At 64.1% G+C, this 23,397-nt stretch carries 19 protein-coding genes; 5 read left to right on the top strand and 14 right to left on the bottom strand.

Annotation, left to right across the window (positions count from 1 at the left end; all coding sequences use genetic code 11):
• Positions 1 to 84 precede the first annotated feature (84 nt).
• The 9 genes from NTD88_RS19160 to NTD88_RS19120 all read right to left on the bottom strand — a co-directional run bounded on the left by NTD88_RS19160 (position 85) and on the right by NTD88_RS19120 (position 14,121).
• Complete coding sequence (locus NTD88_RS19160) at positions 85 to 3,132, bottom strand: multidrug efflux RND transporter permease subunit (protein WP_262191748.1); 3,048 nt, start codon at positions 3,130 to 3,132, stop codon at positions 85 to 87.
• Between the two features lie 13 nt (positions 3,133 to 3,145).
• Complete coding sequence (locus tag NTD88_RS19155; protein WP_262154329.1) at positions 3,146 to 4,297, bottom strand: efflux RND transporter periplasmic adaptor subunit; 1,152 nt, start codon at positions 4,295 to 4,297, stop codon at positions 3,146 to 3,148.
• A gap of 66 nt (positions 4,298 to 4,363) precedes the next feature.
• On the bottom strand, positions 4,364 to 5,461 hold the full coding sequence (locus NTD88_RS19150) for a DUF1513 domain-containing protein (RefSeq protein ID WP_262154328.1): 1,098 nt from the start codon (positions 5,459 to 5,461) through the stop codon (positions 4,364 to 4,366).
• A 2-nt stretch (positions 5,462 to 5,463) separates the two neighbouring features.
• Positions 5,464 to 6,528: an imelysin family protein gene (locus tag NTD88_RS19145; protein ID WP_262154327.1), complete on the bottom strand. Its 1,065-nt coding sequence runs from the start codon at positions 6,526 to 6,528 to the stop codon at positions 5,464 to 5,466.
• A gap of 14 nt (positions 6,529 to 6,542) precedes the next feature.
• A complete protein-coding gene (locus NTD88_RS19140; protein ID WP_262154326.1) occupies positions 6,543 to 7,970 on the bottom strand; it encodes a di-heme oxidoredictase family protein in 1,428 nt (475 codons plus the stop codon).
• Positions 7,971 to 8,153: 183 nt separating this feature from the next.
• On the bottom strand, positions 8,154 to 9,494 hold the full coding sequence (locus NTD88_RS19135) for an imelysin family protein (protein WP_095154726.1): 1,341 nt from the start codon (positions 9,492 to 9,494) through the stop codon (positions 8,154 to 8,156).
• A 144-nt stretch (positions 9,495 to 9,638) separates the two neighbouring features.
• Complete coding sequence (locus NTD88_RS19130) at positions 9,639 to 11,720, bottom strand: putative bifunctional diguanylate cyclase/phosphodiesterase (RefSeq protein ID WP_410017295.1); 2,082 nt, start codon at positions 11,718 to 11,720, stop codon at positions 9,639 to 9,641.
• A 1,013-nt stretch (positions 11,721 to 12,733) separates the two neighbouring features.
• On the bottom strand, positions 12,734 to 13,330 hold the full coding sequence (locus tag NTD88_RS19125; RefSeq protein WP_095154728.1) for a superoxide dismutase: 597 nt from the start codon (positions 13,328 to 13,330) through the stop codon (positions 12,734 to 12,736).
• A gap of 191 nt (positions 13,331 to 13,521) precedes the next feature.
• Positions 13,522 to 14,121, bottom strand: a complete 600-nt coding sequence (locus tag NTD88_RS19120; RefSeq protein WP_110973117.1) for a LysE/ArgO family amino acid transporter — start codon at positions 14,119 to 14,121, stop codon at positions 13,522 to 13,524.
• A 200-nt stretch (positions 14,122 to 14,321) separates the two neighbouring features.
• Here NTD88_RS19120 and NTD88_RS19115 point away from each other — a divergent pair, with 200 nt between their 5' ends.
• The 3 genes from NTD88_RS19115 (at position 14,322) to NTD88_RS19105 (ending at position 17,222) form a co-directional block, all read left to right on the top strand.
• Positions 14,322 to 15,248 carry a LysR family transcriptional regulator ArgP gene (locus tag NTD88_RS19115; protein ID WP_095154731.1) on the top strand — a complete coding sequence of 309 codons (927 nt, stop codon included), beginning with the start codon at positions 14,322 to 14,324 and terminating at the stop codon, positions 15,246 to 15,248.
• A 15-nt stretch (positions 15,249 to 15,263) separates the two neighbouring features.
• Positions 15,264 to 16,259 carry an NAD-dependent epimerase/dehydratase family protein gene (locus tag NTD88_RS19110; RefSeq protein WP_095154732.1) on the top strand — a complete coding sequence of 332 codons (996 nt, stop codon included), beginning with the start codon at positions 15,264 to 15,266 and terminating at the stop codon, positions 16,257 to 16,259.
• 90 nt (positions 16,260 to 16,349) lie between these two features.
• The gene (locus NTD88_RS19105) at positions 16,350 to 17,222 is read left to right on the top strand and encodes an ATPase (RefSeq protein WP_262128217.1); all 873 of its coding nucleotides are present in this window, start codon (positions 16,350 to 16,352) and stop codon (positions 17,220 to 17,222) included.
• Between the two features lie 62 nt (positions 17,223 to 17,284).
• On the opposite strand, the gene NTD88_RS19100 is transcribed toward NTD88_RS19105, so the two are convergent.
• The 3 genes from NTD88_RS19100 to NTD88_RS19090 are packed head-to-tail and all read right to left on the bottom strand — an operon-like array spanning position 17,285 to position 19,840.
• The gene (locus NTD88_RS19100) at positions 17,285 to 18,334 is read right to left on the bottom strand and encodes an alkene reductase (protein WP_262128218.1); all 1,050 of its coding nucleotides are present in this window, start codon (positions 18,332 to 18,334) and stop codon (positions 17,285 to 17,287) included.
• A gap of 19 nt (positions 18,335 to 18,353) precedes the next feature.
• Positions 18,354 to 19,523, bottom strand: a complete 1,170-nt coding sequence (locus NTD88_RS19095) for an MFS transporter (protein WP_095154735.1) — start codon at positions 19,521 to 19,523, stop codon at positions 18,354 to 18,356.
• Between the two features lie 14 nt (positions 19,524 to 19,537).
• The gene (locus NTD88_RS19090) at positions 19,538 to 19,840 is read right to left on the bottom strand and encodes an ArsR/SmtB family transcription factor (protein WP_095154736.1); all 303 of its coding nucleotides are present in this window, start codon (positions 19,838 to 19,840) and stop codon (positions 19,538 to 19,540) included.
• Positions 19,841 to 20,031: 191 nt separating this feature from the next.
• On the opposite strand from NTD88_RS19090, the gene NTD88_RS19085 reads away from it, so the two are divergent.
• Positions 20,032 to 20,634 carry an ACP phosphodiesterase gene (locus tag NTD88_RS19085; protein ID WP_262128219.1) on the top strand — a complete coding sequence of 201 codons (603 nt, stop codon included), beginning with the start codon at positions 20,032 to 20,034 and terminating at the stop codon, positions 20,632 to 20,634.
• On the opposite strand, the gene NTD88_RS19080 is transcribed toward NTD88_RS19085, so the two are convergent.
• Positions 20,610 to 21,395 (bottom strand): lysophospholipid acyltransferase family protein, encoded by a 786-nt coding sequence (locus NTD88_RS19080; protein WP_110973110.1) that lies wholly within the window; start codon positions 21,393 to 21,395, stop codon positions 20,610 to 20,612. The genes NTD88_RS19085 and NTD88_RS19080 overlap by 25 nt on opposite strands.
• A complete protein-coding gene (olsB, locus tag NTD88_RS19075) occupies positions 21,395 to 22,150 on the bottom strand; it encodes an L-ornithine N(alpha)-acyltransferase (protein WP_262128220.1) in 756 nt (251 codons plus the stop codon). The genes NTD88_RS19080 and olsB overlap by 1 nt, the downstream gene beginning before the upstream one ends.
• A 133-nt stretch (positions 22,151 to 22,283) precedes the next feature.
• Between olsB and NTD88_RS19070 the strand changes: the two genes are divergently transcribed.
• Positions 22,284 to 23,177 (top strand): acyl-CoA dehydrogenase, encoded by an 894-nt coding sequence (locus NTD88_RS19070; protein ID WP_095154740.1) that lies wholly within the window; start codon positions 22,284 to 22,286, stop codon positions 23,175 to 23,177.
• Positions 23,178 to 23,397: the final 220 nt, after the last annotated feature.

The raw sequence follows: 23,397 nt of genomic DNA, 5'->3' as shown, positions 1-23,397 counted from the left end.
TGGGGCTGCGACGCCCTTCGCGAGCAAGCTCGCTCCTACAAGGAGCGAGCTTGCTCGCGAAGGGCATGACAGCCCCAAATCATTTCAGGCGGTTTGCTCGACGGTACGCGGTTCATCCTTACGCGCCAGCAGGGTGTAGACGCAAGGCAGCACGAACAGGGTAAACAGCGTCCCCACCGACATCCCCGTCGCAATCACCGTACCGATATCGAACCGGCTGACCGCCCCGGCGCCGCTGGCGAAGATCAGCGGGACCATGCCGAAGACCATCGCCGCCGTGGTCATCAATACCGGCCGCAAACGAATTGCCGCCGCTTCCTCGATCGCTTCACGGGCTGTCAGGCCTTTCTGTTCGCGTAGCTGGTTGGCGAACTCGACGATCAGGATGCCGTGCTTGCTGATCAGGCCGATCAGGGTTACCAGCCCAACCTGGGTGTAGATGTTCAGGCTCGACAGCCCCAGGAACAGCGGAATCAGCGCCCCGCAAATCGACATCGGCACGGTCACCAGAATCACCAGTGGATCGCGGAAACTCTCGAACTGCGCCGCCAGCACCAGGAAGATGATCGCCAGCGCCAGGCCGAAGGTCACCCACAACGCGCTGCCTTCCTGCACGAACTGGCGCGCCGCGCCGCTGTAGTCGAAGGCGAAGCCCGCCGGGGCTTCTTCCTGGGCGATGGTGCGCACGGTGTCCAGCGCTTCGCCCATGCTGACGATCGGGAAGCCCTGGATGATCGCCGAGTTGAGTTGCTGGAACTGATTGAGCTGGCGCGGTCGCGCACGGTCGCTGACGGTGATCAGGGTCGACAGCGGCAGCATCTGCCCTGCCTGGTTCTTCACGTAGTAGTTGTTCAGCCAGTCCGGGTTGTCGCGGTAGGCCCGTTCGACCTGGGCGATCACCTTGTAGCTGCGTCCGTCGATGGTGAAACGGTTGATTTCCGCTTCGCCCAGCAGCGTCGCGAGGGTGCTGCCCAGCACATCCATGGACACGCCCATCTGCGCCGCCTTGGCGCGGTCGATATCGACCACCACTTCCGGCTTGTCGAAAGCCAGGTCGATATCGAGGAAGGCGAACTTGCCTGAAGCCTCGGCCCGCTCCTTGATCCGCTGGGCCACGTCCAGCAGCGATTCATAGTCGTTCGGCGTGTTGATCACGAAGGCGAAAGGCAGGCCCTCGCCGGTGCCCGGCAGCGATGGCAGGTTGAAGCCGAAGATCTGCAGGCCGGCGATGCCATTGAGTTTGGCCTGGACTTCCGGCAGCAACGCCATCTGCGAGCGCTTGCGGTCGTCCCACGGTTTGAGCAGGAAGCCGCCGATCCCCGACTGAACCCCATTGAATCCGTTGATCTGGAACGATGAGTAGTACTCCGGGAACTCTTTGAAGATCCGGGTGAACTCGTCGGTGTAGCTGTTCAGGTAGTCGAGGTTGGTCGGCTGCGGCGCGGTGGCCATCATGAAAATGATGCCCTGGTCCTCGTTCGGCGCCAGTTCCGAGGTGCTGAACTTGAGGAACACCGGAATCAGGCACAGCACGATGGCGCCGAACACCAGCACCACCGGGCGGGTATCGAGGGTGGCGTGGAGCAGCCGTTGGTAACGCTGCTTGAGCCGTTCGAAGAGCTTGTCCAGGCGGTGAGACAGGCCGGACGGGTTTTCTTCGTGGCGCAAGAGCATGGCGCACATCATCGGTGACAGTGTCAGGGCGACGATGCCGGAGATGACTACCGCGCCGGCGAGGGTCAGGGCGAACTCCTTGAACAGCGCGCCGGTGAGCCCTTCAAGGAAGCCGATCGGAGCGTAGACCGCCGCCAGGGTGATGGTCATCGAGACCACCGGCATGGCGATTTCCCGCGCACCTTCCAGCGCCGCGTTGAATGGGGTCTTGCCCTCTTCGATATGGCGGTGGATGTTTTCCACCACGACGATGGCGTCGTCCACCACCAGGCCGATGGCCAGCACCATGGCCAGCAAGGTCAGCAGGTTCAGCGAATAGCCCATCAACTGCATGAAAAACAGCACACCGATCATCGACAGCGGGATGGTGATGACCGGGATCAGCACGGAGCGGAAGGCGCCGAGGAACAGGAACACTACGACGATGACGATCAGCACGGCCTCGATCAGGGTTTTTACCACCTCATCGATGGACGCCTGGATGAACAGGGTGGCGTCGTAGGCGATGGAGGCCTTGAGGTTCGGCGGCAACTGGCTTTCCAGCTCCGGCATCAGCTTGCGCACTTCCTTGATGACGTCCAGCGGGTTGGCGCCCGGGGTGGCCTTGATGCCGATGTACACCGACGGCGTGCCGTCGAAAGAGCTGACCGTGTCGTAGTTTTCCGCGCCCATCTCCACCCGCGCCACATCGCCGAGCAGCACCCGGCTGTCGCCGCTGGTCTTGAGCGGGATGTTGGCGAAGGCTTCGGCGGACTTCAGTTCGGTGCTGGCGTTGATACTGGTGACCACGTACTCGCCTTTCACCTCACCGGCGGCGGACAGGAAGTTGTAGCGGCGCACCGCCTCGGTGACGTCGCTGGCGCTCAGCCCGTAGCCGGCGAGGCGCACCGGGTCGATCCACAGGCGCATGGCGAATAGCTGGTTGCCGAGGATTTCCGCTTCGGCCATGCCCGGCAAGGTGGCCAGCTTGGGCTGGATGACCCGCGACAGGTAATCGGTGATCTGCGGGTTGCTCAGTTCGCTGCTGTAGAAGCTGATGTACATCAGCGCCGAGGCATCGGCCGCTTCCTTGCTCAGCACCGGGTCTTCGGCGTCTTGCGGCAGCTTGTTCTTGACCTCGTTGGCCTTGGCCAGCAACTCGGTGAACAGGCGGTCGCTGTCCGAGCCGATGCGCGCGTAGATCGAGATCACCGAGAAATTCTGCCGGCTCACCGAGGTCATGTAATCGATGCCCTCGGCGCTCGCCAGGCTCTGTTGCATCGGTTGGGTGATGTAGCCCTGGATGGTTTCGGCGTTGGCGCCGGGGTAGGCGGTGGTCACCGTGATCAGGGCGTTTTCCATCTGCGGGTACTGGCGGATGGGCAACTTGCTCCAGGCCTGGAAACCGAGCAACACGATCAGCAGGCTGACCACGGTTGCCAGCACCGGACGGCGGATGAACGGATCGGTAAAAGCCATGACGGCTCCTTGTTCAGTCGGTGCCGGGCTGGCTGTTCGATTCGGCTTTCTGGGTCTTGTCGGGGCTGACGGCGATCGCCGCGCCCTGGGTCAGCTTGAGCTGCCCGGCGGTGACAACCTGTTCGCCCACCTTGAGCCCCTTGCTGATAACCACCAGGCCATCGCGGTGCTCGCCGGTGGTGACGAAGCGCCGTTCGGCGATCAGCACCGGCTTGCCTTCGGCATCGTGCTCCGGCTCGCCGTTCTCGGCTTTTTTCGGCACCGCGACATACACCGAGTTGCCGTACAGGGTGTAGGTGATCGCGCTTTGCGGCACCACCACTTCATTGCGCGGGTTGGGCAGCAGCACCTGCACACTGGCGAACATGCCGGGCAGCAGTTTGCCGTCGGGGTTGGCCAGCGTGGCGCGAATCTGCACGTTGCGGGTGGCGTCGTCGACCTTGGGGTTGATGGCGCTGATGGCGGCGGTGAAGGTCTCGCCGGGGAAGGCGGCGACGCTGATCAGCGCCTGCTGTTGCAGGCTGAGTTTCGGCAGGGCCTGCTCGGGCACGGAGAAGTCGACGTAGAGGCTGCTCAGGTCCTGAAGTGTGGCGATCACCGTGCCGCTGGGCAGGTATTGACCAACATCCACCTTGCGGATGCCGATGGTGCCGCTGAAGGGCGCGGTGATGCTTTTTTTGTTGAGCGAGGCCTTGAGTTGATCGACCACGGCCTTGTTGCGCAGGTACTGCGCGGTCAGGCGGTCGTATTCACCCTTGGAGATGGCCTGGCTGCCGACCAGTTGGCCGCCACGGTTGTAATCCACCTTGGCCAGGCCAAGGTCGGCCTGGGCGGTGCCGAGCAGGGCGTTTTCCACTTCGCTGTCCAGTTCGAGCAGCGGCTGGCCGCGCTTGACCTGTTGCCCGGACTCGAACAGCAGGGTTTTCACCGTGCCTTCGGTTTCCAGGCTCAGGTCGACACCTTGCAGCGCCTTCAGGCTGCCCACGGCGGGTAACCGGCTTTGCCAGGCGAGTTCCCGCGCCTCGGTCGCCGCCACGCTGACGGGCGGCTTGGGGGCGGAGAACACCTGGATCTGCTGATAGATGGCGAAGGCCTTGTAGCCCCCCAGAATCAGCACGATCAGCAGCACGATGCCCAACATGATCAGCATGCGACGGCGCAGCATATTCCAGTTCCTTGGATTCGGTATTGGCGAAGTCTACTCGCTTGCCCTACGCCCGGCGACCACGCTTCAGACCAGATGCAAGTGGTTGTCCCACAGGCCTGAAGGCAGTTGCAGCGGCTGTCCTACCAACTCGTCCTTGCGGCAATCGTACAGGCGGCAGCGACCCTGTCCGGAGGTGACCACGAAACCATCGGCCACCGCGCCAACGCCGGCGCAGTCTGGCATCGGCGCGTCCAGGCGCACGCTGGCGTCGTCGAGGTTCCAGATGAACAGGCGGTTGGCCCGTGGCGCGGTCATCGCCACCAGGCGCAGTTCGCTGTGCACGGCGACGCTGGCGGTGTACTGGGCCATGGATTGCAACTGATGCTCCGGCACCGGGAAGGCCGCGAACGGTTGGCCCGGACGCTTGATCGCCAACAGTTCGGCGGTCTCGTGGGCATCCCCCATGAACTGCTGGCAGGCGACCACGGTGCCATCGTTGCCGATGGCCAGGTGACGCACGCTGTTCATCTGTTGGCCGAGGGTTTCCTTGCTGATCAGGCTGCCATCGCGGTGCATCAGCACCAGGCTCGGCTCCATGGCGTTCAGGTTCATCTCGACCCGGCTTTCGGCCTCGGTACGGATACCGCCGTTGGCCACCACCAGCGTTTCCCCGTCCGGCATCCACGACACCTGATGCGGGCCGACGCCGTGGGTGGAAATTTCCCCGGTATGAACCAGGCGCTCGCCTTCGAAGCGGTACACGCCGAGCACGCCACGTCCAGGATCGGTGGTGTCGTTCTCGGTGGCATACAGCCACTCGCCGCCTTTGTGGATCACCGCGTGACCGTAGAAATGCCGGTTCGGTTGCGAGGCGATGGTCTGCAGCAAGGCGCCGTCGCGCAGGTCGATCAGGTAGCTTTCGGTACCCGGGCGACGTGCGACGAACAGGGCGATGGGCCGTTCGGGGTGATTGATGATGTCGTGGCAACGCTGGGCGACCCGGGTGGCGAACACCTGGGTGCCGTCCAGGCGATAGCCGACCGCGTAGTGCTGGCCGTCCGCGTCATCGCGGGCGGACAGCAACAGCGGCGGCCGCTCCTTTTGCCGCAGCAGGGTCCAGCCGCCCAGGGTGAGGGCGCTGAGCAGAACACTACCGAGTTTCAGGGCCTGGCGTCGCAGCATGATCAGTCACCGTCGTTGGCGTTGAAGCCGAGTTGGATGTTCAGCGCCTTGGCCAGTTCGCCTTCGTGCAGGCGGTGGACCACGTTCAGGCTGTCATAGATCGCGTTGAGCTGCTGGCGGCCGGCATCGTCCTGCAGCAGTTCGTCGAGGGTGCGCTGGTTGGCGTCCAGCAGCTTGATCGAGTCGGCGTAGGCGGCGTCGATCTTGTCGGCCAGGGCTTTCTGATCCTTGCCCAGCAGACCACGCAGGCCCTGGTTGTCGACGCCGACCCAGACGGTCTGCGACGCGGCCAGGCTGGCAGCGATGCTCTTGAGCGAGGATTGGCTGCGCCAGGCTTCGGCTTGCAGTGGCTGCGGGATGCCCTTGCTCAGGCGGCCCATTGGCGTGCCGAGCTTCTTCTTCAGGGTGTCCAGGGCGGTGACCTGGGCGCGCAGCAGGTCGGCGATGGCTTCGTGGGAGTCGGCGTAGCGCTGGTTGGGGAACTTGGTCAGTTGCGCGAGCATGCCGTCGTTGCTGTTCCAGCTCTTCAGGATGTCTTCGGCGAGGGTCTTCTGGTAGGCGGCGATGGCCACCAGCAGCGGGCAGTAGCGCGCTTTCTGCTCAGGGTTGGCGGCGTCCGGCTTGCTGTCGAAGAGGATGTATTCGTAGGCCGAGAGGCCGCGCACCACGACGCTGGACTTGGCCACGGTCTCGGCATCCACCGGCTTGTCACCGTTGACCAATTGCTCGACCTGACGGCCGACGAGGTTTTTCTTGTCTGGCCAGAACTGTACCTGCCAGGCGCGGTTGCCTTCGGTCAGTGGGCCGATCAGCAATGGTTGCAGCTCGGCCCAGGCTTTCTGCGCGTGGAGGTAATCGGCGCGGGCGGTGTCCAGGCTTGCCTTGCCTTCGCAGTAGGCGAGGGCGCTGACGGCCAACTGGCGGTCGGCTTCGACCCAGCGGCTGTAGGTCGGCATGATCACCTGCTTGGCGATGGCGGCGGAGGTCACGGCCTGCGGGTCTTGCGGCGAGCAGGCGCCCAGCGCGAGGGCGGCGAGGCTGGTGAACAACAGCTTGGGACGGAACATGTCCGGCTCCTTCTCTAGAGTGAGTTGAGGAACGCCAGCAACGCGGCGCGTTGCTCGGCATTGAAGGTCAAGACGTGACGCTGGGCGGCGTGTGCTTCGCCGCCGTGCCAGAGCACGGCTTCGAGCAGGTTGCGCGCGCGGCCGTCGTGGAGAAACTGGGTGTGGCCGCTGACGGTTTGGTTCAGGCCGATGCCCCACAGCGGCGCGGTGCGCCAGTCCTGGCCGCCGGCGGCGAATTCGCTGCGCTGGTCGGCGAGGCCGGGGCCCATGTCGTGCAGCAGCAGGTCGCTGTAGGGGCGGATCACCTGATTGGCCAGTTCCGGCTCGGCGGCATTCGCCGCGGTGGTGAACTGCGGGGTGTGGCAGCCCTGGCAGCCGGCCTGGAAGAACAGTTTTTTGCCGGCCAACACCTGCGCCGACTCGACGTCCTTGCGCACCGGCACCGCGAGGTTGCGGGTGTAGAAGAGGATCAGGCGCAGGATGTTGTCGCTGACTTCCTGTTCGCCGTTGGCGCCATTGCCGTTGGGCGCTTGCTTGCAGGCGGTCTGCGCCGGGGTGCAGTCGTCCATCGGCCGCAGGCTGCTGGTCAGGCCCATGTCGCCGGAAAGGGCGTGGACATTCTGCTGGTTGAGGTTCGGCTGCCCGGCTTTCCAGCCGAAGCGGCCCAGCACGGTTTCGTGGCGGGCGTCGTCCCAGACCCGGTTGGGCCGGCCGCGAATGCCGTCGCCGTTGCGGTCGTCCGGGTCGGCGTTGGCGAGGATGGCTTCCTCCGGGATCGCTTCGAGCAGGCCGAGGCCGATCATCGGCGGGGCGATGCGCGCGGAGAACAGCGTGTCGGGGTGCATCGGGCCATAGCCGAGCTGGGTGATGTTGAGCCGCGGCTGGCGCAGTTCGACCTGGGTGCCGTCCTTGAAGGTCACGGTGTGTGTCGTGTAATCGACCCGGACCTTGCCTTCCGGCGTCACGCCGGGGATTGCCATGTCCTGCAACTGTCCGCCGTAGACTGGTTCCGGGACGATGCCCAGTTGCTCGATGACCTTTACGTATTCGGGCTGGTTGGGGATCGACAGGCGTACCAGCATCGACACGGCGTTGCTGTCACCGGGCTCTGGCGGATGGCCGCGGCCATCGCGGATGTGGCAGTTCTGGCAGGCGTTGGTGTTGAACAGCGGGCCGAGGCCATCGCGGGCGGTGGTGGTCGACGGGGCGATCACCCACGGGTTGCGAAAGAAGCTGTTGCCGACATGAAAGTCCAGGCGCCGCGCCGCGCTCAGGTTGGCCGACGGCATCGAATAGGCGTTCTGGTCGCCGCGGTTCACCGTGGTATCGCCACCGGCACGGGCCTCGCCGGGCTCGGCCTGGGTGAAGCGCGGGGCTTCGTCGCAGGCGGCCAGGGGCAAGGCCAGCAAGAGGGGCAGACACAGGCGAAGCGGTGAGGGCATCCGACAATCCCGGGCGGTGTACGAAAAATAAGCCCGCAAGCTTAACAGGACGAGGCGGCGTGAATAAGAGGAGTTTGCGTTTGCTGGATGAAATCGGTGACTCGCTACACGTCTCGAGTTTCAGGCGGCTTAACGGAAAAAGGCGACCCGAAGGTCGCCTTTCTTGTCCGTTGCCGGCGCTGATCAGAATTCGTGATCGGCGGTGTCCGGGTTCAGGTCGGTGATGCCCAGTTTGCCCGCGGCCTGTTCGATGGCGCCGGTCTGCTTGACCAGCGACGCGATGGCGTCACGCACGATCTGGTTGCCGGCCGCATTGTCGGCGGCGATCAGTTGGTCGTAGTGCTCGCCTTTCAGGGCGTGGTCGACGATCACCTGGATCTTGGCTTCGGTGGCTTCCAGGTCGGCCTTCAGGGTGGCGTCGGTGGCCGGGTCGACCTTGGCAACCAGCGAGGACAGGCTCGGGCCGGTCAGCTTGGTGCCGTCAGGACGGGCGTACTCGCCCAGGTAGACGTTGCGGATGCCCTTGGCGTCGTAGAAGTGCGAGTAGTGAGTGTTGTCGCTGAAGCAGTCGTGTTCGTCTTCCGGCGAGTTGGCTTCCAGGGAAACCTTCATGCGCTCGCCCGCCAGTTCACCCAGTGACAGGCTACCCATGCCGAACAGCATTTTGCGCAGGCCGTTGGCCACAGGCTCGGCTTCCAGCGAGGCGCGGTAGTTGTCGGAAACGCCCGGAGCCCAGTTTTTGACCATTTCTTCCAGGTCGCTGACCAGCAGGTCGGTGACCGATTTCAGGTAAGCGCGACGACGGTCGTTGTGGCCGCCGGTGGCGCCCTGGCCTTCCAGGTAGTCCGACGCGGGACGGTTGCCGGCGCCCGGGCCGGTGCCGTTCAGGTCTTGGCCCCAGAGCAGGAATTCGATGGCGTGGTAGCCGGTGGCGACGTTGGCCTCGGAACCGCCCAGCTCGTTCAGGCTGGCCAGTTTCTCGGGGGTGATGTCTTTGACATCGACCTTGTCTTCGCCGACCTGGATCTCGGTGTTGGCGATGATGTTGGCGTTGGCGGCCGGGTTGCCCAGGGCGTGCTCGTAGCTCTTGTCGACGTAGTCGATCAGGCCTTCGTCCAGCGGCCAGGCGTTAACCTGACCTTCCCAGTCGTCGATGATGGTGTTGCCGAAGCGGAACACTTCGCTTTGCAGATACGGAACGCGCGCGGCGACCCAGGCGGCCTTGGCGGCGTTCAGGGTTTCGTCGTTCGGCTTGGCGAGGAAGGCGTCGATGGCGGTTTGCAGGGTTTTCGCGGTGCTCAGCGAGTCGCTGTAGACGGCATGGACGATCTCGGCGTAGTGCTTGACCACGGCCTGAGCGGCAGCCTCGTCCACCGCGCCGGCGGCGGCAGGTGCGGCTGGCGTGGCAGCCGCTGCCGGCGCCTGGGCTTGCGGTGCGGCAGCCTTGTCCTTGCTGTCGCCGCAGCCGGCGAGGGAGATGGCAATGGCCAGCAAACTGGCGGTGGCCAGAGGCATACGAATCATGGCGAATTCCTGCGTCGAAGGGTTGAACAGGCGTGCCGGGGCACGCAAAAGTGGCGACATAATGCGAAAGATTTGCATTTTGTGTAAAGAGGGCGCCGCGTAAATATTAGTGCGCTGTCGTCCTTGGGCAATTTTTGTGTCGTCTCAGAGTATCGACACGTGGTTGCGCTGCGATTGTTTGAGGAACGCCACCAGTTCCCGGGCGGGCAACGGCTTGCTGTAGTGATAGCCCTGACCTTCGTGGCAGCCCTGGGCAATGATGTAGGACTCTTGCTCGGCGGTTTCCACACCCTCGGCGATGACCTGCATGCCGAGGCTTTTGCCCAACTGGATGATGGCGCGCACGATGGTGGCGTCATCGTCGTCTTCCAGCAGGTCCTGGACGAAGCTCTTGTCGATCTTGATCTTGTCCAGCGGCAGCGATTTCAGGTAGCTGAGCGACGAGTAGCCGGTGCCGAAGTCATCGATGGCGATCAGCGCGCCGGAGCGACGCAGGCTCAGCAGTTGCTGGGCGGCGGTGCTGATGTCTTCCATCAGGCCGGTTTCGGTGACTTCCAGTTCCAGGCTGCGCGGCGGCAGGCGGTACATCTGCAGCAGGTTGTTGACCACCCGCGGCAATTCGCTGTGGTGCAGTTGCACGGTGGACAGGTTGACCGCCATGCGCAGTTCGCTGAAGCCTTGATCGTGCCATTCGCGCAGTTGTCGGCAGGCCTGGTCGAGCACCCATTCGCCGATGCTGACGATGTTGCCGTTCTGCTCCGCCAGCGGGATGAACTGGTCGGGCGGGACCATGCCCAGCTCCGGGTGCTGCCAGCGCAACAGCGCCTCGACGCCGACCACGCGTTGGTCGCGGTAGCTGATCTGGGGCTGGTAGACGAGGAACAACTGGTTGCGCGACAGGGCTTCGCGCAGGTCTTTTTCCAGCTCGCGGCGGCGGCGCATTTCGCTGTCGACGCTGGCGATATAGAACTGATAGCGGTTGCGCGAGCGGGACTTGGCCAGGGTCATGGTCTGCTCGGCTTTCTGCAGCAGCTTTTCGGTGCTGTCGCCATCTTCCGGGAACAGGGTGATACCGATGGTGGCGCGCAGACGGATTTCCTGATGATCGAGGGCGAAGGGCGCCTCCAGGTCGTCGAGAATGCTCTGGGCCAGCTCGGCCGCCTCGTAGGGTTGCTCGATATCGGCCTGGACCAGCGCGAACTGGTCGCCGCCCAGTCGCGCCAGGGCGCCGAGCCGGCCGCTGTGGGCGCGCAGGCGATCGGCGAGCGCCAGCAGCAACTGGTCGCCGGCCTGGTAGCTGAATTGTTCGTTGATGCCTTTGAAGTCATCGAGGCCGACGCAGATTACCGCCACCCGGCGTTGCAGGCGGCCGGCATCGATGAGGATCTTGTCCAGTTGCTGTTGCAATTGCTGGCGATTCGGCAGACCGGTGAGGAAATCGTACTGGGCCATGCGCAGCAGGCTGTTTTCCGCCTCGTGGCGCAGATGGGTGTTGCGCTCGATCGAGGCCAGCAACTGGTTGGCGGTATTGACCCACAGGCCCAGCTCGTTTTTCTCGTGACCCTTGAGCAGCGGCAACTGGTGCTGACTGGGGCGATCGGGATTGATCTGGGTGAGGTGTTCGATGATCCGCGAAAGCGGTTTGGTCAGCAGCCAGTGATAGATCAGATACAGCACCAGGCCCATGGCCAGGGCGCGCAGGACGCCGGAAATGAAGATGATCACCGAGCTGAAAATGAACCCTTCGCCGTAGGAGGCGGTGTCGAGGGTGATGTTCAGGTCGCCGTAATACTCGCTGTACGAACCGCGCCCGACCAACTGGGTGCTGAACGCACGCTCCTTGCCGAGGATCGGGTCGGTGAGCCAGCGGGTGCGCGTCTCCTGCAGCGGGCGGGATTTTTCCGCGAGCATGGTCTCGTTGGGATGGCCAATGGAAGCCATGCGCACCGCCCGGTCCTGGAACAGACCTTCGATGACCTGCATGCCCATTTCCCGGTCGAGGCTGTAGACGGCCTGGGTCGACGGGTCGCGGAACATGTCGAGGATGCGCTGGGCATCATTGGCGACGGCCTGCTGGGTCTTGTAGGCGTCGAACACGATCTGCGCACAGCTGAGCACCACTCCGACGATCAGCGCCGAGAGCAGGACAACCCTGAGCAACTTGACCGATAAGCTGTTCTTGAGTTCCAGCTTCAATGGGGTTTCCTTAATCCATGCGCATGGCATCATTTTGCCATCAAATGTGGCAATCCACTATCGGCCTTTGCAGCAGGCCGTGCGTGGTGGTTTTGCAGTGTTCCTGCTACCGGTCCGACCGTTGCGACGGTCGTTTAGGCACTGTATCGGTTGACCTGCCGCGCGACTTGAGTGCCGGAAGATGAAAGTTTCCAAGGTCTTGATGTTAGCGCGCCTTGCGCAAGCGGCAAGAGCAATGCTGCTGTGGAGAAGCGAAATAAAGGCTCTTCGCGGAGTTCCGGAGGCGGTGATGTTCGGGTTTGGGCTTTGGGGGCTTATCCATTCGATGTGGCGAGGCTGCCGGCCCCTTCCGCCTCTACGGCGGCCTACTTTTCTGCTTGGGAAAAGTAGGCAAAACCGCTCGCTCCCGCATCCGGCCCTACGCTGCGCTCCGGGTCCCCTCCCTCCGGTGCCTTTCGGGGCCACGCGGCCTACGACTTGCAAGCAAGTCTACATCTCGCGTCTTCGACTACGCCGAAGGTGCTGCGCACTGCCCCTTCAGGCACCTCCGCTCGGCCTCCTGAAGTCGCGAAGTTACGGGCGGCGCCTGGGCTGACGCATCTTCGAAATTACAGCTTGGTGAAACCACCGATTTGCTCTTTTTTGCTCTTGATCTTCGTGCGCGCAAGTTCAGACGCCACAAGGTGCGACGTCAGGAGGCCGAGTGGAGGTGCCTGTAGGGGCAGTGCGCAGCACCTTCGGCGTTAGCCGAAGACGCGAGATGTAGACTTGCTTGCAAGTCGTAGGCCGCGTGGCCCCGCAAGACACCGGAGGGAGGGGACCCGGAGCGCAGCGTAGGGCCGGATGCAGGAGCGAGCGGTTTTCGTCTATTTTGCCAAGACAAAATGGACCCGCCGTAGAGGCGGAAGGGGCCGGCAGCCTCGCCGCGTCGAATGGATAAACCCGCAACATAGACTCCTGAAAGCCCAAGCTCAAATATCATCGTCCTCGTCGAAGAACCAAAAAAAACCCGGCAAGGCCGGGTTTTTTCAGGAGTGCGTGACTCAGGCAGTGAAGGTCTTGCCTTCGAACTGCTCGGCGACGAACTTCCAGTTGACCAGGTTCCAGAACGCCTCGACGTACTTCGGACGGACGTTGCGGTAGTCGATGTAGTAGGCGTGTTCCCAAACGTCGCAGGTCAGCAGCGGGGTGTCGCCGTTGGTCAGCGGGTTGCCGGCGCCGATGGTGCTGGCCAGGGCCAGGGAACCGTCAGCTTTCTTCACCAGCCAGCCCCAGCCGGAGCCGAAGGTGCCGACGGAAGTCTTGGTGAACTCTTCCTTGAACTTGTCGAAGGAACCGAACGCAGCGTTGATGGCTTCAGCTAGGGCGCCGGTTGGTTGACCGCCGGCGTTTGGCGCCAGGCAGTTCCAGTAGAAGGTGTGGTTCCAGACCTGAGCGGCGTTGTTGAAGATGCCGCCGGAGGAGGTCTTGACGATTTCTTCCAGGGTCTTGCCTTCGAACTCGGTGCCTGGCACCAGGTTGTTCAGGTTCACGACGTAGGTGTTGTGGTGCTTGTCGTGGTGGAATTCCAGGGTTTCCTTGGAAATGTGCGGCTGCAGGGCATCGTGGGCGTAAGGCAGCGGCGGCAATTCAAAAGCCATGGTGAATCTCCTAATCAGGTCTGGTGCGGTGAACGCAAGGCCGATCACGGGCGGCCGGAAGAGCGTCGGCGAGTTTGTACTCTTTGCGACGCAGACCCGGGATCATAGCACCGGGCCCACGTCTAAACCACGCAACAAGTGTATGGACAAGAGGTTCCAGAGCCGTTTCAGCCGGCGGACAAGTGGCTGTTTCAGTTGAAGATCAGTTGCGCCGCCACCGCGAACATCATCACCGCGACCATCAGGTCGAGCAGCCGCCAGGTGCTGGGACGCGCCAGCCATGGTGCGAGCCAGGCCGCACCGAGTGCGAGGGTGAAAAACCACAGCAGCGAAGCGCTGGCGGCGCCGGCCACATAGGCGCCCGGCACGGTTTGCTGAGCACCGAGCGAGCCGATCAGCAACACGGTGTCGAGGTAGACGTGCGGGTTGAGCAGGGTCACCGCCAGGGCGCTGAGCAACACCGCGCGGCGCGAGCGCAGGCCCTGGCCCTCACCTTGTTCCAGGCTCTGCTTCGAACAGGCACGCTTCAGCGCCTTGGCGCCGTACCAGATCAGGAAGATCGCGCCACCCCAGCGCGCCACCGCGAGCAATGTCGGGTTCTGCGCCAGCACCGTGGCCAGGCCAAAGACGCCGAGTGCCACCAGCACCGCATCGCAGAACACACACAAGGCCGCCACCGGCAGGTGATGCTCGCGGCGCAGGCTCTGCGCGAGGACGAAGGCGTTTTGGGTGCCGATGGCCATGATCAGGCCAAAGGCGACGAGGAGGCCGTTGAGGTAGCTTTGCCACATGGGGATTTGACTCCGGATTGCAGGATTCAAGGGACCGCGTTGCGGTCCATCGCGACGGTTCGGCGCCCCGACAACACCAATCTCTGTAGGAGCGAGCTCGCTCGCGATGGACCGCCTGACGGCACTCTGTCGCTGGCAATACTGGCGATTCCTGCGCTATAAGAAAAACCAATAAACCTCATCCCGCATTAGGAAAAGTGATGTTCGACTACAAGCTGCTCTCAGCCTTGGCCGCGGTCATCGAACAGGCCGGTTTCGAGCGGGCCGCGCAAATGCTCGGGCTGTCGCAATCGGCCATCTCCCAGCGGATCAAACTTCTTGAAGCGCGGGTCGGACAGCCGGTGCTGGTGCGCGCGACGCCACCGACGCCGACCGAGATCGGCCGGCGCCTGCTCAACCATGTGCAGCAGGTGCGCCTGCTCGAACGGGACCTCCAGGGCCAGGTCCCGGCGCTGGATGAAGAAGGCTTGCCGGAGCGCCTGCGGATTGCGCTCAACGCCGACAGCCTGGCCACCTGGTGGGCGGAAGCGGCGGGCGATTTCTGCGCCCGCACTCAGGTGTTGCTGGACCTGGTGGTGGAAGACCAGGAAGTCGGCCTAAAACGCATGCGCGCCGGCGAAGTGGCCGGTTGCCTGTGCGCCAGTGAACGCCCGGTGGCCGGTGCGCGCAGCGTGCTGTTGGGTGCCATGCGGTATCGGGCGCTGGCCAGCCCGGCGTTCATGACCCGGCATTTCGCCGAAGGCGTCGAACCGCGTCGGCTGGCGCGGACCCCGGCGATCGTGTTCGGCCCGGACGATTTCCTGCAGCATCGCTACATGGCTTCATTAGGCATCAGTGATGGATTCCTGCATCATCTGTGCCCCTCGTCCGAAGGCTTTTTACGCCTGACCGAGGCGGGGCTGGGCTGGGGGCTGGTGCCGGAGTTACAGGCACGCGAACAACTGGCGAGCGGGCGGCTGGTGGAAATTCTCCCTGACCGTCCCATCGACGTGCCACTGTACTGGCATCATTGGCGCAATGGCGGGCAACTGCTGGGCCAACTCACGGATCATCTGCTGCGCAGTGCCGGCACCTGGCTGGTGCCGTGGAGCGAGTCGGCGGCGTCTGCAACATCTGGAAAAAAATAGTAGGCGGAGAGCTTCATGGGAATTCTGGTCACCGGCGCAAGCGGCTTCATCGGCGGGCGCTTCGCGCGCTTCGCGCTGGAGCAGGGCCTGGAGGTGCGGGTCAACGGCCGGCGCCCCGAGGGCGTCGAGCATCTGGTGCGGCGCGGGGCGCAGTTCATTCCCGGCGACCTGGCGGACCCGGAAGTGGCTCGGCGCCTGTGCCAGGGCATCGACACCGTGGTCCATTGCGCCGGCGCGGTGGGCAATTGGGGTCGTTATCAGGACTTCTATCAAGGCAATGTGGTGCTCACCGAAAACGTGGTCGAGGCCTGCCTGAAAGAACATGTGCGCCGGCTGGTGCACCTTTCGTCGCCGTCGATCTACTTCAATGGCCGCTCGCGCACCGGGATCACCGAAGATCAGGTGCCCAAGCGTTTCTACGACCATTACGGCAGCACCAAGCACCTGGCCGAACAGAAAGTCTTCGGCGCCCAGGAGTTCGGCCTGGAAGTCCTGGCCCTGCGCCCGCGCTTTGTCACCGGCGCCGGCGACATGAGTATTTTCCCGCGGCTGATGAAGATGCAGGCCAAGCGCCGCCTGGCGATCATCGGCAATGGCCTGAACAAGGTGGATTTCACCAGTGTGCAGAACCTCAACGAGGCGCTGTTCAGTGCGATCAACGCCGGCCCCGAGGCGCTCGGCCAGGCCTACAACATCAGTAACGGCCAGCCCGTGCCGGTCTGGGACGTGGTCAATTACGTGATGCGGCGGATGTCGCTGCCGCAGGTCACCCGTTATCGCTCCGTCGGCCTCGCGTACACCGCCGCCGCGCTGAACGAAGGCTTCTGCATGCTCTGGCCGGGACGCCCGCAACCGACCCTGACCCGCCTCGGCACCCAGGTGATGAGCAAGGATTTCACCCTGGACATCAGCCGCGCCCGGCACTACCTGGACTACCGCCCGCAGGTCAGTGTCTGGGCCGCTCTGGATGAATTCTGCAGTTGGTGGCAGGCGCAGCACGGCGGTCACTGAACCAGAACCGCTACTTATGGTCGATGAGGGCGCCGCGCAAGCGGTTTATACTGGCGCCCATTTTGCTATCACCGTGGTTGAAAACTATCCATGCGCAACGATGCTCGAGACGACTTTGATGACGTGCCCACCCTCAAGGCGGTGGAGCGCGATGACGACGAATTCGCCCCGCCGGCCCATCCGCGTGCGGTGCGCGCGAAAACCCCCAAGGCACCGCTGACCGGGCCGTTGTGGGCGTTGCTCGGCGCATCGTTCATCGCGTTGGGCGGGGTGGCCTGGTGGAGCTTCCAGCAGATTTCCCTGATGGAGCAACAACTGGTGGCGACCCAGGAGAGCTTCGCGCGCATCAGCGAAGAGGCGGCGGGGCGTTTGCAGGCGATTTCCGGCAAGGTCAGCGCTACCGAGACGTCGGTCAGCACCGAGAATGAAGCGCTGAAACTGCAAGTGCGTCAGTTGCAGAGCAGCCTCGTCGAACAGGGCAAGCAACAGGAAGGCGTTGCCGGCCAGGCGGGCGACCTGAGCAAGCGCCTGGAAGCGGCGATGGCCCAGGTCAGCCAGCAGCAGGCGGCCAATGCCCAGTTGCAGAGCGAATTGCAGACACAGTTGAAGACGGTGGCGACCGAGTTGGCGGCGTTGAAGGCGGCCCAGGTGGACGGCGGCAAGATCGACGCGCAGCTCAAGAGCGTGGCGGATGAAGTGGCGAGCCTGAAAGCCGCGCGGGTGGATGGCGGCAAGATCGATGCCCAGTTGAAAAGCCAGGCGGCCGCGACCCAGCGACTGGAGCAGGACCTGCTGGTGCTCAAGAGCGAGCAGGAAAACCGCCCGGCGGCCCCTGCGGGTGCGGCGGCTGGCGGAGCATCGACAGCCGAGTTCGATGCGTTTCGCGGGCAGGTGACCCGCAACCTCAATACGCTGCAGAGTCAGGTGCAGAATCTGCAGCAGCAGATCAATGCGCGGAACTGATGCTTTCTGAAAAGGCTGACGGCCTTATCGCCAAACCACAGCGATAAGGCCATCACCTCCTTTTACATCCGCGGATAGTCGATGTAGCCCACCGGTCCACCGCCATGGAAACTCTCCGGGCGCGGTTCATTCAGTGGTGCATCCGCCGCGAGACGAGCCGGCAGGTCCGGGTTGGCGATGAACGGCACGCCGAAGGCCACGGCATCGGCCCAGCCATCGGCCAGGGCTGTGTTGGCGCTCTGCTTGTCGAACTTCTCGTTGGCGATGTACAGGCCGCCGAAGGCTTCCTTGATCTGCCGGCCGAGGCTGTCGTCGGCTTCCTTCTCCCGCGAGCAGATGAAGGCGATTCCGCGCTTGCCCAGTTCCCGGGCGACATAGGTAAACGTCTCGGCCAGGTTGGCGTCGCCCATGTCATGGGCATCGGCCCGTGGCGCCAGGTGCACGCCCACGCGGTTGGCGCCCCACACTTCGATGACCGCATCGGTCACTTCCAGCAGCAGGCGGGCACGGTTTTCCAGCGAGCCGCCATAGCAGTCGGTGCGCTGGTTGGTGCTGGTTTGCAGGAACTGGTCGATCAGGTAACCGTTCGCGGCATGCACTTCAACGCCGTCGAAACCGGCCGCCTTGGCGTTTTCGGCGGCGGTGCGGTAGGCATCGACGATATCGGCCAGCTCGGCGGTTTCCAGCGCCCGTGGGGTCGGGAACTCGGTGATCGGGCGCACCAGGCTGACATGGCCTTTGGGCTGGATCGCGCTGGGCGCCACCGGCAGTTCGCCGTTCAGGTAGCTTGGATGCGAGATGCGGCCCACGTGCCAGAGCTGGACGAAGATCCGTCCGCCAGCGGCGTGCACCGACTTGGTGACGTTGGTCCAGCCGCGGACCTGGTCGTTGGACCAGATGCCCGGGGTATCCGGGTAGCCGACGCCCATCGGCATCACCGAGGTCGCTTCGCTGAGGATCAGGCCGGCGCTGGCGCGCTGCACGTAGTACTCGGCCATCAGCGCGTTGGGCACGCGGCCGGCGTCGGCGCGGCAGCGGGTCAGCGGCGCCATGATGATGCGGTTCGGCAGTTCGAGATCGCCGAGGGTGAGCGGATCAAACAGAGTTGTCATTGCACGGACCTCGTATCCATCAGTGGGTAGCGGGCGCCAGTTCGGCTTTATTGCCGCCCTGGCTGAAAGTGATGAGGGTGACGATCAGCGCCAGCACGGCCAGGGCCGCGGCGGCCAGCGGCACGCGGGTCAGGCCCAGGCCTTGTTCGATGACCACGCCACCGGTCCAGGCACCCAGGGCGTTGCCCAGGTTGAAGGCGCCGATGTTGAGGGTCGACACCAGGTTCGGCGCGGCCTTGCCGAAGTTCACCACGTTGATCTGCAACGCGGGAACGGCAGCGAAGGCGGCGGTGGCCCAGAGGAACAGGGTGATTTCCGCCGGGATCAGCGCGGTGCTGGTCCAGCTCAGTACGGTGGAGACCACCGCCATGCTGGCGAACACGCCCACCAGGGTGGCGCCCAGGCGCCGGTCGGCGAGTTTGCCGCCGAGGACGTTGCCCAGGGTCAGGCCGAGGCCGATCAGCAGCAGGGTCCAGGTCACGCCGCGCGGCGAAACGCCGGTGACATCGCCCAGCAGCGGCGCGACGTAGGTGAACAGGGCGAACATCGACGCCGAAAACAGCACCGTCATCGACAGCGACAGCCAGATCCCGGCGCCCTTGAGCGCGGCCAGTTCGGCGCGCATGTCGAGTTTTTCCTCGTCGTGGCGCAGTGGCAGGAAGCGGATCAGACCGATCAGCGCAATCACGCCAATCACCGTCACCGCCCAGAACGTCGAACGCCAGCCGGCAACCTGGCCCAGCGCCGTGCCCAGTGGCACGCCGAGGACGTTGGCCAGGGTCAGGCCGGTGAACATCAGGGCGACCGCCGACGCGCGGCGGTTGGCCGGCACCAGGCTGGCGGCGACCACCGAGCCGATACCGAAGAAGGCACCGTGGCACAACGCCGTGACGACGCGGGCGAACATCAGCACGTTGTAGTCGCTGGCGACCGCGCAGAGCAGGTTGCCGATGATGAACACGCCCATCAGCGACACCAGCGCCAGCTTGCGTGGCAGCCGCGAGGTGGCCATGGCCATGAACGGTGCGCCGATGGCCACGCCGAGGGCGTAGCCGGTCACCAGCCAGCCGGCGCCGGGGATCGACACACCGAGGTCCTGCGCCACTTCGGGCAGCAGGCCCATGATGACGAACTCGGTGGTGCCGATGGCGAAGGCGCTGAGCGCCAGTATCAGAAGTGAAAGGGGCATTGCGGTGTCCTTTGTCAGAGCTCGCGGCTCAGTTGCTGGAGGAACGCCTTGATGGTGTCCTCGTTGCGTTTGAAGAAGCTCCACTGACCGACCTTCTGGCTGCTGATCAGGCCTGCCCGTTGCAGGGTCGCCAGGTGCGCCGAGACGGTGGATTGCGACAGGCCGCAGCGCTGGTCGATCTGTCCGGCGCACACGCCGTTTTCCAGGCTGTGATGCTGCTCGGGGAAGTGCGCCTGCGGGTCTTTCAACCAGTTGAGGATTTCTCGTCGTACCGGGTGGGCCAGGGCTTTTATTATTTCGTCGAGATCAAGAGGCATGGTCGGGCTCGTGGGATGTGTAGCGGTATATCGCGATGGAGCGAAATATAAATCGGTATTTCGCGATATACAAATATGAAAAGGTTTGGGGTCAAGCGTGAATCGCTATATCGGGTTATATCGATATAGGAGGCGAAGGTTTTTCAGCCAAATCTCGCCGACTTTTCCCGCAGGCTTTAGACTCAATTCCCATGAACTACCTCGCACACCTCCATCTGGGCGGCGACCAGCCCGAACAATTGCTCGGCAGTCTCTACGGCGATTTCGTCAAGGGACCGCTGCAGGGCCACTATCCCCAGCCCCTCGAAGGGGCGATCCGCCTGCACCGGCGCATCGATGTGTTCACCGACAGCCATCCGCTGGTGCTGGCGTCCCTGGCGCGTTTTCCGTCCGCGCGGCGGCGCTATGCCGGGATCATTCTCGATGTGTTTTTCGATCATTGCCTGGCCCTGCACTGGAGCGACTACGCCGAGCAGTCGCTGGATGATTTCACCATGCGGGTCTATCAGGTGCTGGCCCAGCAACCGCAGCTGCCGGGGCGCCTGGCGGGGATCGCGCCGATGATGGCGGCGAATGACTGGTTGGGTTCCTACCGCGAGTTCGCGGTGCTGGAGCAGGTGTTCCGCGGCATCGCCCGGCGGTTGTCACGCCCGGAGGGCATGGCTGGGGCGATGGCGGAAGTGGAGGCGTTGTACCCGTTGTTGCTGGAAGACTTCCGCCAGTTCTACCCACAATTGCAGACGTTCGCCGGGCAGCAACTGGCGCAGGATCAGGCCGCCTTGGCGCGGCGCTGAGGCAGGGTTTCGGCTTCGCTGCCGAACAGCGTCAGGCTGATTGCCTGCTGAGCCTTGAAGGCCAGCGCGGCACGTTCCTCGCCTTGGCTGGCAATCGGCGCCAGCAGATGGATTTCCACCTCGCCACACGGCTGCCCGAACAGGCGCATCAGATGCGACAGCAGGTCGTCGTCGCCAATGAACGGCGCGATCGCATCCGCCTGGCCGTTGCGCAGGTAGCGCAGGGCGATCGGCTGCAGCGGCACTTCGGTGTCGATGGCGCTGGCCAGCAGGCGGCCGTGAAAGGTGCGCAGGCTGCGGCCATCGGTGGTGGTGCCTTCCGGGAAAATCAGCAAGGCGCAGTCTTGTTGCAGGTGCTGGCTGATCTGCCGGCGCAGCAACTGGCTGTCGCCACCGCCGCGACGGATGAACAGGGTGCCGGCCTTGTGCGCCAGCCAGCCGGCCACCGGCCAGGTGCGCACTTCGGCCTTGGACAGGAACGACAGTGGCGCCAGCATGCCCAGCAGCGGGATGTCGGTCCATGACACATGGTTGCTGACCCAGAGCATCGGTCGCGTCGGCAATTCGCCAATGACCCGGACGCGGAAGGGCAGGGCGTGGGCCAACCGCTTCATGAATACCTGCGACCAGCGCTGGCGCCGCTGCGCCGAGGCGTTGATGCCCAGGCGCTCGAACACGCCGAACAGGGTCGCCATGCCCAAGCCGAACGCCACCACCAGCAGCACCCGGACGATGCGTGCGTACACACGCAGGCGCTGCATCAGACGGCCGCCTTGAAGTGGCGGGCGTAACGCGGGCAAAGCTCGTCGCGCTTGAGCAGGATGAACACGTCGGCCACCTGGAAATCCTCGTCCCAGCACGGCTCGCCGCAGATCTTCGCGCCCAGGCGCATGTAGGCCTTGAGCAGCGGTGGCATCTGCGCGATCACGTTGCTCGGCAGGGCCAGGTTGGGCAGCGGGTTCTTCGGTTCGGCGCGCAGGTGTTCGGTGCACAGGTGCTGGTCGCGCAGGCGCTGCATGATCGCGTGGGCCTGCACGCCGCCGTCCTGCATCGGGATGCTGGCGCAGCCCATCAGGTAGCTGTAGCGGCCTTCGTTGAGGATTTCCGCCAGTTCGCTCCAGAGCACGGCGATGGTGCCGCCGTTGCGGTAGGCGGCATCGACGCAGGTGCGCCCCAGTTCCAGGATCGGGCCTTTCAGGTGGCCGAGGCCATGCAGGCTGAATTCTTCTTCACTGTAGAAACGCCCCAGGCTGCTGGCGGCGTGATGATCGAGCAGACGGGTGGTGGCGACCAGCCGACCGCTGTTGAGGTCGCGCACGCCGATGTGCAGGCAGTGATCGTCGTAATCGTCCATGTCCAGGCCCAGTTCGGCGCCTTTGAGCTTGGCCTTGAATTCACCACTGAAGACACTGAAACGCAGGGCCTGGGCCTCGCGCAATGCAGCCGGGCCCACCAGGCGTTCGGCTTGCAGACGGCGTTCAGTGCTGTTGTCGCCAGAGCGAGCGATCTGAGTCATTGCGAGTCTCCATAAGCCAGCCATGGGGTTGCGGCCGGTCGACTTTGTTGTGCAAGCTCAGGCTAGGTAGCGGCGGTGTCACCCCCATGAATGTTTGGTGATGCTTGTATGACAGCCCCCAAGGAGTACTTCGATGGCCTGGCTGGAACGACTCGATCAAGCGCATTCGCAACCCCTGCTGGAGAACCTTGGCGACACCTGGGCGAGCCTGCTGGAACGGCTCGGGCCGGTGTCACCGTTCGAACTGGCGGTGCTCGGCGGCCAGGCCATGCCGACCCCGGGGCTGGCCTTTCTCACCGGTTATCAGGCGGCGCTGCGGGTGCTCTGGCCCAGCGCGCCGGCCAGCCTTGGCGCACTCTGCGCCAGCGAGAAACGCAGCGTGCGCCCCGCCGACATGCACATGCGCCTCGACGTGGACGCGCTGCGCCTGAGCGGTGACAAAGACTTCGTCACCGGCGGCATGGACGCAGACTGGCTGCTGGTGGCGGCGCGTTGTGAAAGCATTTCCGAAGACCCGCGGCTGAGCCTGGCGGTGGTCTATCCCGGTGAGCCGGGCGTGCGCCTGGAGCCATTGCCGGCCCTGCCGCTGATGCCCGAGGTGGGGCATGCCCGGCTGCATCTGGATCAGGCGCTGTGCGAGCGCCTGGCCGGTGATGGTTGGGACGCCTACGTCAAACCCTTCCGCTCCCTCGAAGACTTGTATGTGCTCAGTGCGTTGACGGCATGGATGTATGGCATTGGCCGGGCCAACGGCTGGTCGCAGCGTCTGCTGCTGCGTTTGTTGGCGCTGCTTGCCGGTTGCGCGGAAGGCAGTCGGCAGAGCCCGGAAGTCTCCGCCAGTCATTTGTTGCTGGGCGGGCTGTTCGCCCAGTTCAGCGACCTGCGCGACGAACTCAACAAGGCGCTGGCCGACACCGAAGGCGAGTGGGCGAATGTGTGGATGCGTGATCAGGGCATCCTCGATATCGCCAGCGCGGCGCGGGCGAAGCGTTTGGAGAAGGCGTGGAGGTTGGCGGGGTTTTCGTGAGGGGATGTGGTGGCTGCTGTTTGCTAGCCGATAGGTTTTTAGCGCTCTCAAGATCGAGCGCCGCCCGCGCGGCGCATCGCGAGCGAGCTCGCTCCTACAGTGGTTGCAACGTGCCTATGTCTGTCAGGCCATAGTTGACCGCTTTGTTCGTACGACGCGGTATCGAGTCGGCCCCAACAGCCTCCCCGCGACTCATCGCCAAACTCAAAGAGCGGGCAAC

The organism is Pseudomonas sp. 20P_3.2_Bac5, assembly GCF_025466035.1.
GTDB lineage: Bacteria > Pseudomonadota > Gammaproteobacteria > Pseudomonadales > Pseudomonadaceae > Aquipseudomonas.
Note: the sequence above shows the minus strand (reverse complement) of the source record. Positions and strands in the feature narration are given on the sequence as shown.